The following is a 14,454-nucleotide window of genomic DNA, read 5'->3' on the forward strand; positions in this document are numbered from 1 at the left end:
GCCCTCTCAGCCGCCGGACGGGGCGACGTCCCGTCCGGCGGTCGAGAAGCCGTACGTCGTCACCGAGCGGAACTCCTCACCGGGCCGCAGCACCGTGCTCGGGAAGTCCGGCCGGTTCGGCGAGTCGGGGAAGTGCTGGGTCTCCAGCGCGATCCCCTCGCCGGGCCCGAACGGCCCCGCGTCGAAGTGGTCGCCGGTGTACAGCTGGATGCCCGGTTCACTCGTCGTCACCGTCAGCACCCGCCCCGACACCGGGTCGTACAGCTCCGCCGCGACCGACGACCCCGCGGTCCCCGAGGCTCCCGAAGTCCCCTGGTCCAGCACGAAGTTGTGGTCGTATCCCGACCCCACCTCGCGCGGCTCCCGGAAGTCGAAACGGGTCCCGCCGACCGGCACGGGCGGCCCCGTCGGCACCGAGTCGCCGTCCAGCGGCGTGACATGACCCGCCGCGATCCGCAAGCGGTGCCCACCGGTTCGGCCACTGCCCGCGCCGCCCAGGTTCCAGTAGGAGTGATTCGTCAGATTCACCACCGTCGGCGCGTCCGTCACCGCCCGGTAGTCGATCCGCAGCGCGCCCGCCGCCTCCAGCGTGTACGTCGCCGAGACCGACAGCCGCCCCGGGAACCCCTCCTCGCCGTCCGGGCTCACCAGCGACAGCCGTACACCGTGCCCGTCCGCCGACCGCTCCGCGTCCCAGACACGCTTGTCGAAGCCGCGCTCACCGCCGTGCAGACAGTTGGGCCCGTTGTTGCGCGGCAGCCGGTACGTCCGCCCGTCGAGCGCGAACGTCCCGCCCGCGATGCGGTTCGCGTACCGGCCGATCAGCGCGCCGAAGTACGGCGACGGACAGTCGACGTAGCCCGTCACGTCCTCGAAGCCCAGCACCACATCGGCGCGCGCCCCGTCACGGTCCGGCACCTCGACGGACTGGAGGATCCCGCCGTAGTCGAGCACCGCCACCCGCGTACCGGCCCGCTCCAGGACCCAGCGGTGCACGGGAGTGCCGTCCGGCGCCGAACCGACGCGCTCGGGCGCGGCCACGGTCATGTCGTTCAGGGTCGACTCGTTCACGGTCGCCGACCCTACGCCGGAGGCTTGGCCGCGACGACGTTGCGGTAGGCGATGTCGGCCAGCTTGCCCTGGCCGTTCTTGCTCGGGTGGAACCAGTCCCAGGTGCTCAACTGGTCGCCGGTGAACCGGAAGTCGAAGACCGCCCCGCCGTCGTAACGGCAGCGCAGATCCTTCGCGCACACCTGCTCAAGCACCTTGTTGTACGCCACCACCCGCGACTGCACCGTGGCCCGCCGCTCCACGGCGGCGGCCCCCATGTCCTGCGAATCACCCAGCATCGACGCGCAGATCCCCAGCTTCCAGATCTGCCGGCCCAGCGGATTGTCCTTGCCCTCGGACCAGAGCCGTTTGAGATCGGGCACACTCGCCACATACACCTGCGTCTTGGGAGCACCCGCCCGCAGCCGCCGCATCGACTCCTCGAACGACGTCCGGAACTCGGCCACCGGCGTCATCAGCTCCGCCTCGTCCTTGCAGGCGTCGTTGGCGCCCATCATGACCGTGACCAGATCCGGCTTGTGGACGGCGACCTTCGCCATCTGCGCGGGCAGCTCACCGACGGAGGCGCCCGAGCGCGCGTAGTTCCAGCTGTGGTCCGCCACACCCGGCGCGCCGAGCAGCCGCATCGCGAGGCTGCGCACCCCGTCGTCCGTGCCGGTCGCCCAGGACACCTCGGGGCAGTCGCTGAGAATCCCGCAGGCGTCGAAACCGCGCGTGATGGAGTCGCCGACGGCGGCGATCGAGGTGGGACTGCGGTCCCAGACCGGCTTCGGCGGGGGCGCCTGGCTGGTCTTCGCCTTGGTCCGGTCCGGACCGGGACCGTCCGGCGAACCGCACCCCGTCAGCGCGACGGCGGCGACCAGCAGCCCGGCGCAGGAGGCCGCGACCCCCGCGTACGGTGGCCGGCGGCGACGGCCCGGCCGCCCGCCGAGGCGCCGCCCGGCACGTCCCTGAGGGCTCTGAGGCATGGTGTGAACCCTCCGCGTGGGCGTCGTCATGCGTACGGCGGCGTCCTGGCGAGTGAAAGCTTCGCGTATATCGCCCTTGGGACCGACAGTACGGCACCCCCGTGGCCCCCGCGCAAGGTAGCTTTCAGGCGTCGAACGAGAGTCAACAACGCGTTGCGACTCCGGTAGGTTACATCCCGTCACATGTTGTCCGTTTTGCGGGGTTTCACTCTCGATGCTGTTTACTGAGGCCGCTGGGAACGGCGATCCTCGTCCCACACTGGAGGTCCCGGTGACCACACGTGGTGTTCTGTACGTGCACTCCGCGCCGCGCGCGATGTGCCCCCACGTCGAATGGGCGGTGGCGGGCGTCCTCGGCGTGCGCGTCCAGCTCGACTGGATCAGGCAGCCCGCGTCGCCGGGTACCTGGCGCTCCGAGTTCTCCTGGCGCGGCGAGGCCGGCACCGCGTCCAAGCTCGCCTCCGCGCTGCGCGGCTGGCAGATGCTGCGCTTCGAGGTGACCGCCGAACCGAGCCCCACCGCCGAGGGCGAGCGCTACAGCGCCACCCCCGAGCTGGGCATCTTCCACGCCGTCACCGGAATGCACGGCGACATCCTGGTCCCCGAGGACCGGCTGCGCGCCGCCCTCGCCCGCTCGCTGAGCGGCGAGACCCGGCTGGAGGCCGAGGTCGCCAAGCTGCTCGGCAAACCGTGGGACGACGAGCTGGAGCCCTTCCGGTACGCGGGCGAGGGCGCCCCGGTGCGCTGGCTGCACCAGGTGGTCTGAGCCCGCGCGCACGACCCCGCGCCCGCGCTCTACCGTGATCCCATGGCTGATCGAATCGAAGTAGCTGTACTCGGCGCGGGCATCATGGGCGCGGCGATGGCCCGCAATCTCTGCCGGACCGGACACGCCGTCCGGATCTGGAACCGCACCCGCGCGAAGGCGGAACCCCTGGCGGCCGACGGGGCGCGGATCGCGGACAGCCCGGCCGACGCCGTACGCGGCGCCGACATCGTCCTGACGATGCTGTACGACGGCCCCGCCACCCTGGAGGCGATGCGGGCCGCGGCCCCGGGCCTTGGGCCCGGCACCCTCTGGCTCCAGTCCACGACGGCGGGCCTGGACGCTCTCACCCCGCTCGCCGAACTGGCCGACGCGCACGGACTGGTCTTCTTCGACGCCCCCGTGCTGGGCACCAGGGGCCCCGCCGAGCAGGGCAGCCTCACCGTCCTGGCCGCCGGGCCGCGGGAGCCGCGGGACGCCCTCACATCCGTACTGGACGCCGTGGGCGAGCGCACACTCTGGGTGGCCGACGACGGCGCGTCCGGGGCGGCGACCCGGCTCAAACTCGTCTGCAACAGCTGGGTCCTGACCCTCACCCACGGCACGGCCGAGGCGGTGGCCCTGGCGAACGGTCTCGGCGTCGACCCGCGGAGCTTCCTGGACGCCGTCGCGGGCGGCGCGCTCGACTGCGGCTATCTGCGCGCCAAGTCGTCGGCGATCATCGACGGCGACTACTCCCCGAACTTCGGCCTCACCACGGCCGCCAAGGACGCCCGGCTGATCGTCGCGGCGGGCGAGGAGCACGGCGTACGGCTCGACGTCGCCGAGGCGGGCGCGAACCGCTTCGCCCGCGCCGAGGCCCAGGGCCACGGCGACGAGGACATGGCGGCGACGTACTTCGCCAGCTTCGGCGACAGCGGCGCCTGACACGCGGAAGGCCCGGTTCCCGTCCAGGACGGGAACCGGGCCTTGTCCGCGTACGGACGGATCAGACCGAGCGCAGCGCCAGCACCACGTTGTGGCCGCCGAAGCCGAACGAGTTGTTGATCGCCGAGATCGTGCCCTCGGGCAGCACCCGGGGCTCGCCGCGCACGATGTCCGCCTCGACCTCGTCGTCCAGGTCGTCCACGTTGATCGTCGGCGGGGCCAGCCGGTGGTACAGCGCGAGCACCGTCGCCACCGTCTCGATACCACCGGCGCCGCCCAGCAGATGGCCGGTCATCGACTTCGTACCGGAGACCGCGACATGGTCGAGGTCGTCGCCCAGGACCCGGCGCAGCGCCTTGATCTCCGCGATGTCGCCCTGCGGCGTCGAGGTGGCGTGCGCGTTCAGGTGCACGACCTCCGACGGCTTCATACCGGTGTTGTCGAGCAGGTTGCGCATCGCCGCCGCCACACCGCGGCCGGTGGGCTCGGGCTGCGCGATGTGGTGGCTGTCGGCGGACAGACCCTGGCCCAGCACCTCGCAGTACACGCGGGCGCCGCGCGCGGCGGCGTGCTCGGCGGACTCCAGGACCACCACGCCCGCGCCCTCGCCGAGGACGAAGCCGTCACGGGCCTTGTCGTAGGGGCGGGACGCCTTGGTGGGCTCGTCGTTGTTCTTCGACATCGCCATCATGTTGGCGAACGCGGCGACCGGCAGCGGGTGGATCGCCGCCTCCGTGCCGCCCGCCACCACGACGTCGGCGCGGCCGGTGCGGATCATCTCCACGGCGTAGCCGATCGCCTCGGCGCCCGACGCGCACGCGGACACCGGGGTGTGCACGCCCGCCTGGGCGCCCACCTCCAGACCGACATTGGCGGAGGGGCCGTTGGGCATCAGCATCGGCACGGTGTGCGGGGAGACGCGGCGTACGCCCTTCTCCTTCAGCACGTCGTACTGGTCGAGCAGGGTGGTCACGCCGCCGATGCCGGAGGCGATGACCGTCCCCAGCCGCTCGGGGGCGACGTTCTCGTCCTCGCCGGCCTTGGCCTTGTACCCCGCGTCCGCCCACGCCTCACGGGCCGCGATCAGCGCGAACTGCGCCGAGCGGTCCAGCTTGCGGGCGAGCGGACGGGGCAGCACGTCGCCCGGATCGACCGCGGCGAGCGCGGCGATCCGGACCGGCAGTTCGGCGAACCGCTCGCCTTCGAGGGGCTTGACGCCCGAGCGGCCGGCGAGCAGGCCCTCCCAGGTCGATGCGCTGTCGCCACCCAGCGGTGTGGTTGCGCCGATACCGGTGACGACCACGGTGCGATTGGTCGGGCTCACTGGAATTCTTTCTCCACGTGTAGAGGGTGCGGAATTTTTACGGCGCCACCACCGGGTGGCGTCAGCCGCGCGACCTGGATCAGACCTGGTGCTTCGCGATGTAGTCGGCGGCGTCGCCGACGGTCTTCAGGTTCTTGACGTCGTCGTCCGGGATCTTCACGTCGAAGCGCTCCTCGGCGGCGACGACGACCTCGACCATGGACAGCGAGTCGACGTCCAGGTCGTCGGTGAAGGACTTGTCCAGCTGGACGTCCTCGACCGGGATGCCGGCGATCTCGTTCACGATCTCCGCGAGACCGGTGACGATCTCTTCCTGAGTGGCGGCCATGTTGGGCGCTCCTTCGATATTCAGCGTGAGCAGAGGGATTTGTACAAGCACGGTCCGGAAAGATCCGGTGTGCCTAGGGGAGGGTAACGACCGTCGCGGCGTACACGAGACCCGCCCCGAAGCCGATGACGAGCGCGGTGTCGCCGCTCTTCGCCTGACCGGTCGCCAGAAGCCGCTCCATCGCGAGCGGGATCGAGGCGGCCGAGGTGTTGCCGGTGGTTTCCACGTCACGGGCGACCGTGACGTGCTCCGGCAGCTTCAGAGTCTTCACCATCGAGTCGATGATCCGCATATTGGCCTGGTGCGGAATGAAGACGTCCAGGTCCGCCGAGGTGATCCCGGCCGCGTCGAGCGCCTGTTGGGCGATCTTCGCCATCTCGAAGACGGCCCAGCGGAACACCGCCTGGCCCTCCTGCGTGAGGGCGGGGAACTTCTCGGGCGTCCCCTTGCGGTAGTCGTCCCACGGCACGGTCTGCGTGATCGTGTTCGACTTGTCGCCCTCGGAGCCCCAGACCGTCGGACCGATCTCGGGCTCCTGCGACGGGCCGACGACGACCGCGCCCGCGCCGTCGCCGAACAGGAAGGCCGTGGCGCGGTCTTCGAGGTCCGTGAGGTCCGACAGCCGCTCCACGCCGATGACCAGCACGTACTCCGCCGAGCCCTCGACGACCATGCCCTTGGCGAGCGTCAGCCCGTAACCGAAGCCGGCGCAGCCCGCCGAGATGTCGAACGCGGCCGGCTTGCCCGCGCCGATCCGGTCGGCGATCTCGGTGGCGACGGCCGGCGTCTGCTTGAAGTGCGAGACGGTCGACACGATCACGCCGCCGATCTGCTCCGGCGTGATCCCGGCGTCGGCGATGGCCTTGCCGGACGCCTCGATCGACATCATCGCCACGGTCTCCTCGTCGGAGGCCCAGTGACGGGTCGCGATACCGGAGCGGGAGCGGATCCACTCGTCGGACGAGTCGATCGTCTCGAGGATCACCTCGTTGGGCACCACGCGCGTCGGACGGTAGCCGCCGACACCCATGATGCGGGCGTACGGCGCGCCCTGGCTGGGCCTGATCTTCGCCATGCTCTCTCGGGCTCCTTAGGAAGCGTGCTCTGCGACGATCTCGCGAGCCGCGTCGAGGTCGGCGGGGGTCTTGAGCGCGAGGGTCCTCACACCGCGCAGGGCGCGCTTGGCGATGCCGGTCAGTGTGCCGCCGGGGCACAGTTCGACCAGCGCCGTCACACCCCGCTCCGTGAACGTCTCCATGCACAGGTCCCAGCGGACCGGGTTGGCGACCTGGCCGACCAGCCGTGCGACGACCTCGGTCCCCGTGGCCACAGTCTGCCCGTCCTTGTTGGACACGTACGGCAGGGCGGGGTCGGACACGTCGAGCTTCTCCGCGGCGTCCGCCAGCCGTGCCACCGCCGGGGCCATGTGCTCGGTGTGGAAGGCGCCCGCGACCTTGAGCGGCACCACCCGTCGTACGCCCTCGGGCTTGTCGGCCTCCAGCGCGGCGATCTGCTCCAGGGTGCCCGCGGCCACGATCTGGCCGGCCCCGTTCACATTCGCCGGGGTCAGACCGAGCTTCGCCAGATGCGGCAGGGTCACCTCGGGGTCGCCGCCGAGCAGCGCGGCCATACCGGTCGGCGTCAGGGCCGCCGCCTCGGCCATGGCCAGACCGCGCGTACGGACGAAGCCCAGCGCGGCCTCCTCGTCCAGCACACCCGCGTACACGGCGGCGGTGATCTCGCCGACGCTGTGCCCCGCGACCGCGCCGACCCGGCCGTCGCCCAGCAGCTCGCGCACGGCCCCGGCGGACAGCAGTCCGGCGGCGACCAGCAGCGGCTGGGCCACCGCGGTGTCACGGATCTCGTCCTCGTCGGCCTTCGTGCCGTAGTGGACCAGATCGAGATCGATGGTGTCCGACCACGCCCGCAGCCGGTCTTCGGCACCGGGGAGGTCGAGCCAGGGAGTCAGGAAGCCGGGCGTCTGAGCGCCTTGGCCGGGAGCGACGAGTACGAGCACCCTCACACTCTCTCGTGCGGACGGCCTCCGCCGCCCGTGGGGACAAGGACGAAGAACCGTCGGGGTAATTGTTGAAGTCCCACAAAAGGTCAGGAAGGCGATTCCCCGTCGGCCAGCCTTCCCAAGATCAACGCGATCCGCAGAGTGAAAGCGGAACGGACATCGGACGGCGACCACCCGGTGACGTCGGTCACACGTCGGAGCCGGTAGCGCACGGTGTTGGGGTGCACGAACAGCATCCGCGCGGCACCTTCGAGACTGCTCGCCTGCTCCAGATACACACTCAGAGTTTCCAGCAATGCCGAGCCCGCTTCTTCAAGCGGTCTGTAGATCTCCTCCACCAGTTGCTCACGCGCGGCCGGATCCGACGCGATCGCGCGCTCCGGCAGCAGATCGTCGGAGAGTACGGGACGCGGCGCGTCCTGCCACGCCGAACACGCCTTCAGCCCGGCCGCCGCCGCCTGCGCCGACCGTGTGGCCGCCAGCAGATCGGGCACCACCGGGCCCGCCACCACCGGCCCCGCCGCGTACGGCCCGATCAGCGCCTTCGCGACCTGGAGCGGATTGTCGCTGCCGCCCGCGATCACCACCAGCCGGTCGCCGAGCACCCCCGTCAGGACCTGGAGCTTGGCGTGCCGCGCGGCCCGGCGGATAGCCTCCACCGTCAGCTCGCTGTCCCCGTCGGGCGCCGTGCCCAGCAGCACACACACATGCTCCGGCGAATTCCAGCCCAGCGCCGAGGCCCGCGACACGGCGCCCTCGTCGGCCTCACCGGACAGCACCGCGTTCACCACCAGCGACTCCAGGCGCGCGTCCCACGCGCCACGCGCCTCCGCGGCCTGCGCGTACACCTGCGCCGTCGCGAACGCGATCTCCCGCGCGTACACCAGCAGCGCCTCCCGCAGCACCGACACATCACCCGGCGCCGCGACCTCCTCGATCGCCGACTCCATGACCTCGATGGTGGTGCGCACCATCTCGACGGTCTGGCGCAGCGTGATCGCCCGCGTCAGCTCACGCGGAGCCGTACCGAACACATCGGTGGAGATGGCCTGCGGCGTCTCCGGATGCCGGAACCACTCGGTGAAGGCCGCGATCCCCGCCTGGGCCACCAGACCGATCCACGAACGGTTCTCCGGCGGCATCGCGCGGTACCACGGCAGCTTCTCGTCCATACGGGCGATCGCGTTCGCGGCCAGCCTGCCGGCGGACTTCTCCAGACGGCGCAGGGTCGCGGGATGCGGATGGGCTTCGTTCGCGGGTTCAGGCACGGGACAAGACTGCCTTATCGGGACGGCCGCGTGCCGGGCCGGGTCTACGGTGGGGACCGTGATTTCCGTCCGGTACGCCGACGACCGCTATCCCGGCGGTGACCTGTCCGCCGGGATCGAGTCCCTCCACGCCTTCTCCTTCGGGCAGTTCTACGAACCCGACAACCTCCGCTTCGGCGCGGTCATCGCCTGCAACGAGGAACGGCTCGCCCCCGGCGCCGGATTCGACGAACACCCGCACAGCCACACCGAGATCGTCACCTGGGTCGTCGAGGGCGAACTCACCCACCGCGACTCCGCCGGGAACACCACGCGGGTGCGGCCCGGCGACGTCCAGCGCCTCGGCGCGGGCGGCGGCGTACGGCACGAGGAACGCAACGACGGGCACCGGCCCCTGGTCTTCGTCCAGATGTGGCTCGCCCCGCTCACGCCCGGCGGCGACCCCCGCTACGAGATCGTGCGCGGCATCGCCGACTCCACGCCGTACGCGCTCCCCGAAGCCGGCGCGATGCTGCACGTACGCCGCCTGAAGGAGGGCGAGCGCGCCGCGATTCCCGACGCCGCGTACGCGTATCTGCACGTCGTACGCGGCCTGGTGGTGCTGGCGGGCGTGGAACTGGGCCCCGGCGACTCGGCGCGTATCACCGACTCCGACGGCCTCGAACTGACCGCCGACGAACCCGCCGAGGTCCTGATCTGGGAACTGGCCCCCGACCGCTCCTAGGACCGCAGCTCCGCCAGCACCGCGTCCGTGAACGGCGGCCACGCCTCGACCGCCCACGGGCCGAAGTCCCGGTCGGTGAGCGCCACGCACGCGGCGCCCGCGTCCGGGTCGACCCACAGGAACGTCCCCGACTGGCCGAAGTGGCCGAACGTCCGCGGCGACGACGAACCGCCCGTCCAGTGCGGCGACTTGGCGTCCCTGATCTCCAAACCCAGACCCCAGTCGTTGGGCTTCTGATGCCCGTAGCCGGGCAGGATGCCCGACAGCCCCGGCCGGTCCACCGTCATCGCGGTGAGCACCGTACGCGGATCGAGCAGCCGCGGCGCCTGGAGCTCCGCCGCGAAGCGGACCAGATCCTCCACCGTCGAGACCCCGTCCCTGGCGGGCGAGCCGTCCAGCGTCGTCGACACCATGCCCAGCGGTTCGAGCACCGCCTGGCGCAGATACTCGCCGAACGGGATGTCCGTCGCCTTCGTGACATGCTCCCCGAGCGCCTCGAAACCCGCGTTCGAGTACAGCCGCCTCGTGCCGGGCGGCGCCGTCACCCGGTACTCGTCGTACGCCAGACCGCTGGCGTGCGAGAGAAGATGGCGGACCGTCGAGCCCTCGGGCCCGGCCGGCTCGTCCAGCTCCACCGCGCCCTCCTCGTACGCCACGAGCACCGCGTACGCGGCCAGCGGCTTGGTCACCGACGCCAGCGGGAAACGGTGCGACACCGGGCCCCGCGACCCGCTCACCGTGCCGTCCGCCCGTACGACGGCGGCGGCGGCCGTCGGCACGGGCCAGTTCTCGATCATCGCCAGGCTCTGCATGGCCACGAGCGTAGACCGGCCGGACCCGGCGCCGGACGCCAGGTGGGCGGCCCGCGAAAATCGTCCCGTGTTTCGCTTGCTTCGAGTGCACTCCAAGGTTCTACGTTTGAAGGTATGACGCTGATCGAAAGCACCGCCGTCCGGACGGAGACCGAGGACATCTGCGTGTCGGCCCCGCCGACGCACCCGCGCCCCACCGGCCAGGACCAGTACACGATCAGCGAAGTGGTCACCTTCACCGGCCTCACCGCCCACACCCTGCGCTGGTACGAGCGCATCGGGCTCATGCCGCACATCGACCGGTCGCACACCGGGCAGCGGCGCTTCACCAACCGTGACCTCGACTGGCTCACCTTCGTCGGCAAACTGCGCCTCACCGGCATGCCGGTCGCCGACATGGTCCGCTACGCCGAGCTGGTCCGGGAGGGCGAGCACACCTTCGAACAACGGCAGGAACTGCTGGAGCGGACCCGGCGCGACGTACGCACCCGGATCACCGAACTCCAGGACACCCTCGCCGTACTCGACTACAAGATCGACTTCTACGCCGGTGCGCACCACGCGCAGCGTGCATCGGAAAGGGCCTCATGAGCACCACAGAGAAGATCGCCACCGTCACGCTCGGCGCCGCCGGCCCCACGGTCGGCGTCCAGGGCTTCGGCGCCATGGGCATCAGCGAGTTCTACGGCGACACCGACGAGACGGCCGCCCGGGACACCCTCGAAGCGACCGTCGAGGCCGGTGTCACCCTCATCGACACCGCCGACGCGTACGGGCGCGGAGCCAACGAGACGTTCCTCGCGCCGTTCGTCGCCGCCCACCGCGACGAGATCACCCTCGCCACCAAATTCGCCATCGAACGCACCGACGACCCGGCGTACCGGGGCATCCGCAACGACCCCGCCTACATCAGGCGGGCCGTCGAAGGCTCCCTGCGGCGCCTGGGCGTCGACGTCATCGACCTCTACTACATGCACCGCCGCGACCCCGCCGTGCCGCTCGCCGACTCCGTCGGCACCATGGCCGAACTCGTCGCCGAGGGCAAGGTCAAACACCTCGGCCTCAGCGAGGTCACCGGCGCGGAACTGCGCGAGGCGCACTCCGTCCACCCCATCGCCGCCCTCCAGTCCGAGTGGTCGCTGTTCTCCCGCGACGTCGAGACGAGCGCCGTGGCCGCCGCCGCCGAACTGGGCGTCGCCCTCGTCCCGTACTCGCCGCTCGGCCGGGGCTTCCTGACCGGCTCCTTCACCCAGGCCGAGACGGACCTGCGAGGCGCCGACATCCGGCTCACCCAGCCCCGCTTCAACGGGGACAACGCCGGACGCAACGCCGCCCTCCTCGAACCCGTCCGCGCCGTCGCCGCCGCGCACGGCGCCACCGCCGGGCAGATCGCGCTCGCCTGGGTGCAGCAGCGGGCCCAGGTGCACGGCCTGACCGTCGTACCGATCCCCGGCACCCGCAAGCGCTCGCGCCTGCTGGAGAACTCCGCCGCCACCCGCATCACCCTCACCCCGGAGGAACTCGCCCTCCTGGAGCCGATCGCCGGGCAGGTCTCCGGCGACCGCTACCCCGACATGTCCTTCACGGCCGCCGCCCGCGAATAGCACCACGTCACGACGCCAGCGCGTACACCGCGAAGCCCGCCGCGAGCAGCCCCGCCGCCGCCCGGCGGGCCTTAGGGTCCGTCGTGCGGATCTTGCCGGGCTCGCGGTCCCTGGCACGCACCCTCGCCGTGTTGTCGTCGGTCGGCATGGCTCCGCCATGCCTCCCTCCTCCGCCTTGCGATCGCACGCACCAGACCCCGCTCCCTTATCCGGCCTGATCCACACGACGGACCCTCGCCGCCCGCGTCCCCGACTGCCACGGCGTCTCGAAGACCCGCGCGTACCGGGCGATCACCACCAGCAGCACCGCGAACAACGGCATCCACAGCACCCGGGCCCCGATCCAGCCGAGCGAGTCCGGCGCCGTCGTCAGCCCCGGCACCGCGCCCAGATACGACCCCGGCACCGCCGCCGCGAGCATCGCCGTCTGATGCCAGCACAGGATCGTCATCGCGGACAGATTGATCACCACGACCGGCGCCCACAGCGCCGGCCTGCGCAGCACCCGCGCGATCCGGTCCCGCAGCAGGATCGCCGCACCGCTCTGCACGGCGGCCAGCGCCAGCACCAGCAGCGACGGCGGATGCGAATTGGTCCGCGCCTCACCCGGCACCCCCACCATCGACGCCGGATAGTGGAACACCACCAGCAGCACGGCGAACAGCACCCCGCCACCCACCAGCAGCACCCGCGCACCACGCCGGCCGATCCTGCCCTCGCCCCACGACACACCGAGCTGATACGCGAACAGCCAGCCCGGCAGGATGTTCACCACGCTCAGCCACCCGGGCATCGCCTCGCCCCACGGGCCGTACCGCAGCACGTCCACGACGGCCACCACCCCCAGCAACGGCGCCGCCGCCCACGCCCCCATGCGCCGCGCCGCCCGCACGCAGTACGGCGTCAGCGCCGTCACCACGACGTACACCCCCACGAACCACAGCGGCTGCACCACCAGCGTCGAGCCCGTACGCAGCGTCGTCCCCGGCACACCGGCCGCGTACAGCACCGGGACCAGCACCGCCCACACCGCCGTCACGCCCAGCACCGGGCGCCCCAGCCGGATGACGCGCTGCCGGAGCCACGCCGCCGTGGAGCCCTTCCGGCGCCGGTACGACAGCACCGACGCGTACCCCCCGACCAGGAAGAAGATGCCCAGCATCTGAAGCACCCAGCTCGCCGGCGCGAGGAACCCGAACGTGCTCAGCGGACTCGCGTTGCGCAACGCCCCGTCGTCCAGGGTGAAACCACCCAGCAGCCAGTGCCCCGTCGGCACCGCGAGCAGCGCCAGCGCGCGCAGACCGTCGATCGCGCGGTCCCGGGACGCGGGCGTCCGCGCCTCGATCCTCTCGGCGAACCTCATCGCACGTCACCGCCCGTGGCGATCGAGGCGAACGCGCGCAGCGAGTCCGTACCGGGAGCGAAGTAGCCGGTGTGTCCGTGCGCGCTCCGCGCGGGGACGCGGCGCGCGCCGAAGCCCTCCGCCGCCGGGTCCGGGCCGTGGCCCAGCCCCAGGAACTCGACGTTCGGCACCTTCGAGATCCAGTCCGACGGGTCCTTCGCCGCCCACACCCTCGCGTCCGTGCGCAGGGCGTCCACGCTGTCGGCGCGCATGCCGGGGGAGCCGAACACGACGATGTCGCCCGCCGCAGCCTCGTGCGCGGCGAGGCCGCACACCACGGAGCCGTAGCTGTGGCAGAACAACGCCGGCGTCTCGGCGCCGGCGGCGGTCAGACCCGCGGTGAACCGGGCCAGCCGCTCCGCCCCCGCCTCGGCCAGCTCCCCGGTCGCGGCGTCCAGCCCCACGCCGACGGGCGTCGTGTAACCGGCCCACGCCACCACGGCGGTACGGCCGTTCGTCGCCGTCCGCAGCGACGTGGCCATCCCGGCGGGGGTGCCGTACGGGTCCTTCGACCGGTCATAGGTCCCGGCGTCGATGTCCGAACCCGGCACCACCACGGACACATGACGGGCCGTCAGCAGATCCCCGTACACCTCGGCGACGGTGCCGCGGCCCCGCGGGTCGAACGCGATGATCTGCCGGCCGGGCTCCGCGAGGCGCCGGTAGCGGGGGTCCTCGGCGACGGCCAGCCTGTTGGCCCGGTAGCGCAGTGGGACGGGGGCGCCGTCGAGGTTGCCGACGACGGAGGGATGACGCCGGGCCAGCTCCCGCTGCTGGGCGCCGCTCAACGAGCCGAAGAACGCGGCGACCTGGGCCGGGGTCGCGTCCCCCGGGTCGGGCAGCGCCCGCCCGAGCGAGCCGTCGTCCAGCCAGGCGGCGGTGCCGGGCGGTGGCCCGGTGACCGGCTGCTGCGCGTTCCCGGACGCCCAGCCGGCGGTGCCGGACACCAGGGTGGCCATCAGCGCGGCGGCGACCAAGGTCCTTGTGAAGCGGCGCATTTCGCGTCTCCCTCGTTGTGGCCACGGGGTGTGGCGGGAGGAAGGTAGGAAGACGACGGGGGCGGGGGCGTCACACCGGGGGGCCAAGTCGGGGGTGCTACCTGGGTAGGGGTGGGGCGGGGCCGCCTGCGGCGCGGTTGCGGGTTCGCGGGGTTCGCCTGCGGCGCGCTGGGTGGGTTGCTGTTCGTGGTGGGGGGCGGGGTGCGGGGTCTTCGGAGGGGGGTGTCCGGACGGCGTGACTT

At 71.8% G+C, this 14,454-nt stretch carries 16 protein-coding genes; 5 read left to right on the forward strand and 11 right to left on the reverse strand.

Annotated features, from left to right (window positions below; all coding sequences use genetic code 11):
* Nucleotides 1–6: 6 nt before the first annotated feature.
* Both ACFYNU_RS33210 and ACFYNU_RS33215 read right to left on the reverse strand, forming a co-directional pair.
* Complete coding sequence (locus ACFYNU_RS33210) at nt 7–1,047, reverse strand: aldose epimerase family protein (protein ID WP_356593580.1); 1,041 nt, start codon at nt 1,045–1,047, stop codon at nt 7–9.
* A gap of 35 nt (nt 1,048–1,082) precedes the next feature.
* Nucleotides 1,083–2,039: an SGNH/GDSL hydrolase family protein gene (locus ACFYNU_RS33215; RefSeq protein WP_356593402.1), complete on the reverse strand. Its 957-nt coding sequence runs from the start codon at nt 2,037–2,039 to the stop codon at nt 1,083–1,085.
* Between the two features lie 271 nt (nt 2,040–2,310).
* Here ACFYNU_RS33215 and ACFYNU_RS33220 point away from each other — a divergent pair, with 271 nt between their 5' ends.
* Both ACFYNU_RS33220 and ACFYNU_RS33225 read left to right on the forward strand, forming a co-directional pair.
* A complete protein-coding gene (locus ACFYNU_RS33220; protein WP_356593400.1) occupies nt 2,311–2,805 on the forward strand; it encodes a DUF3145 domain-containing protein in 495 nt (164 codons plus the stop codon).
* Between the two features lie 42 nt (nt 2,806–2,847).
* Entirely contained in the window at nt 2,848–3,732 is an 885-nt protein-coding gene (locus ACFYNU_RS33225) for an NAD(P)-dependent oxidoreductase (RefSeq protein WP_356593398.1), read from the forward strand.
* Between the two features lie 61 nt (nt 3,733–3,793).
* Here the strand turns inward: ACFYNU_RS33225 and fabF are convergent, their stop codons facing one another.
* The 5 genes from fabF to ACFYNU_RS33250 all read right to left on the reverse strand — a co-directional run bounded on the left by fabF (nt 3,794) and on the right by ACFYNU_RS33250 (nt 8,672).
* Nucleotides 3,794–5,056 (reverse strand): beta-ketoacyl-ACP synthase II, encoded by a 1,263-nt coding sequence (fabF, locus tag ACFYNU_RS33230; RefSeq protein ID WP_356593396.1) that lies wholly within the window; start codon nt 5,054–5,056, stop codon nt 3,794–3,796.
* Between the two features lie 79 nt (nt 5,057–5,135).
* Nucleotides 5,136–5,384: an acyl carrier protein gene (locus ACFYNU_RS33235; protein WP_356593394.1), complete on the reverse strand. Its 249-nt coding sequence runs from the start codon at nt 5,382–5,384 to the stop codon at nt 5,136–5,138.
* Between the two features lie 73 nt (nt 5,385–5,457).
* Nucleotides 5,458–6,459: a ketoacyl-ACP synthase III gene (locus tag ACFYNU_RS33240; RefSeq protein ID WP_356593392.1), complete on the reverse strand. Its 1,002-nt coding sequence runs from the start codon at nt 6,457–6,459 to the stop codon at nt 5,458–5,460.
* Between the two features lie 15 nt (nt 6,460–6,474).
* The gene (locus ACFYNU_RS33245) at nt 6,475–7,401 is read right to left on the reverse strand and encodes an ACP S-malonyltransferase (protein WP_356593390.1); all 927 of its coding nucleotides are present in this window, start codon (nt 7,399–7,401) and stop codon (nt 6,475–6,477) included.
* Nucleotides 7,402–7,490: 89 nt separating this feature from the next.
* Entirely contained in the window at nt 7,491–8,672 is a 1,182-nt protein-coding gene (locus ACFYNU_RS33250) for a CdaR family transcriptional regulator (RefSeq protein ID WP_023542035.1), read from the reverse strand.
* 61 nt (nt 8,673–8,733) lie between these two features.
* Here ACFYNU_RS33250 and ACFYNU_RS33255 point away from each other — a divergent pair, with 61 nt between their 5' ends.
* Nucleotides 8,734–9,396, forward strand: a complete 663-nt coding sequence (locus tag ACFYNU_RS33255) for a pirin family protein (RefSeq protein ID WP_356593578.1) — start codon at nt 8,734–8,736, stop codon at nt 9,394–9,396.
* On the opposite strand, the gene ACFYNU_RS33260 is transcribed toward ACFYNU_RS33255, so the two are convergent.
* Complete coding sequence (locus tag ACFYNU_RS33260) at nt 9,393–10,208, reverse strand: serine hydrolase domain-containing protein (RefSeq protein ID WP_356593387.1); 816 nt, start codon at nt 10,206–10,208, stop codon at nt 9,393–9,395. The genes ACFYNU_RS33255 and ACFYNU_RS33260 overlap by 4 nt on opposite strands.
* A gap of 114 nt (nt 10,209–10,322) precedes the next feature.
* On the opposite strand from ACFYNU_RS33260, the gene ACFYNU_RS33265 reads away from it, so the two are divergent.
* Both ACFYNU_RS33265 and ACFYNU_RS33270 read left to right on the forward strand, forming a co-directional pair.
* Complete coding sequence (locus ACFYNU_RS33265; RefSeq protein ID WP_356593385.1) at nt 10,323–10,799, forward strand: MerR family transcriptional regulator; 477 nt, start codon at nt 10,323–10,325, stop codon at nt 10,797–10,799.
* Nucleotides 10,796–11,812, forward strand: coding sequence for an aldo/keto reductase (locus ACFYNU_RS33270; RefSeq protein ID WP_356593383.1), 1,017 nt, complete (start codon nt 10,796–10,798; stop codon nt 11,810–11,812). Before ACFYNU_RS33265 ends, ACFYNU_RS33270 begins: the two co-directional genes overlap by 4 nt.
* A gap of 7 nt (nt 11,813–11,819) precedes the next feature.
* Here the strand turns inward: ACFYNU_RS33270 and ACFYNU_RS33275 are convergent, their stop codons facing one another.
* The 3 genes from ACFYNU_RS33275 to ACFYNU_RS33285 are packed head-to-tail and all read right to left on the reverse strand — an operon-like array spanning nt 11,820 to nt 14,212.
* Entirely contained in the window at nt 11,820–11,960 is a 141-nt protein-coding gene (locus tag ACFYNU_RS33275; protein ID WP_356593381.1) for a hypothetical protein, read from the reverse strand.
* Between the two features lie 57 nt (nt 11,961–12,017).
* A complete protein-coding gene (locus ACFYNU_RS33280) occupies nt 12,018–13,175 on the reverse strand; it encodes an acyltransferase (RefSeq protein ID WP_356593379.1) in 1,158 nt (385 codons plus the stop codon).
* A complete protein-coding gene (locus tag ACFYNU_RS33285) occupies nt 13,172–14,212 on the reverse strand; it encodes an alpha/beta hydrolase (protein WP_356593377.1) in 1,041 nt (346 codons plus the stop codon). Before ACFYNU_RS33285 ends, ACFYNU_RS33280 begins: the two co-directional genes overlap by 4 nt.
* Between the last annotated feature and the right edge of the window lie 242 nt (nt 14,213–14,454).

Origin of the sequence: Streptomyces sp. NPDC006643 (assembly GCF_042870175.1) — a bacterium.
Taxonomy (GTDB): domain Bacteria; phylum Actinomycetota; class Actinomycetes; order Streptomycetales; family Streptomycetaceae; genus Streptomyces.

Coding starts and splice junctions, on each gene's coding strand:
- ACFYNU_RS33240 (WP_356593392.1), bottom strand. CDS start 6,459: ATGGCGAAGATCAGGCCCAGCCAGGGCGCGCCGTACGCCCGCATCATG.
- ACFYNU_RS33260 (WP_356593387.1), bottom strand. CDS start 10,208: ATGCAGAGCCTGGCGATGATCGAGAACTGGCCCGTGCCGACGGCCGCC.
- ACFYNU_RS33285 (WP_356593377.1), bottom strand. CDS start 14,212: ATGCGCCGCTTCACAAGGACCTTGGTCGCCGCCGCGCTGATGGCCACC.
- ACFYNU_RS33265 (WP_356593385.1), top strand. CDS start 10,323: ATGACGCTGATCGAAAGCACCGCCGTCCGGACGGAGACCGAGGACATC.
- ACFYNU_RS33275 (WP_356593381.1), bottom strand. CDS start 11,960: ATGCCGACCGACGACAACACGGCGAGGGTGCGTGCCAGGGACCGCGAG.
- ACFYNU_RS33235 (WP_356593394.1), bottom strand. CDS start 5,384: ATGGCCGCCACTCAGGAAGAGATCGTCACCGGTCTCGCGGAGATCGTG.
- ACFYNU_RS33210 (WP_356593580.1), bottom strand. CDS start 1,047: ATGACCGTGGCCGCGCCCGAGCGCGTCGGTTCGGCGCCGGACGGCACT.
- ACFYNU_RS33280 (WP_356593379.1), bottom strand. CDS start 13,175: ATGAGGTTCGCCGAGAGGATCGAGGCGCGGACGCCCGCGTCCCGGGAC.
- ACFYNU_RS33215 (WP_356593402.1), bottom strand. CDS start 2,039: ATGCCTCAGAGCCCTCAGGGACGTGCCGGGCGGCGCCTCGGCGGGCGG.
- ACFYNU_RS33225 (WP_356593398.1), top strand. CDS start 2,848: ATGGCTGATCGAATCGAAGTAGCTGTACTCGGCGCGGGCATCATGGGC.
- ACFYNU_RS33270 (WP_356593383.1), top strand. CDS start 10,796: ATGAGCACCACAGAGAAGATCGCCACCGTCACGCTCGGCGCCGCCGGC.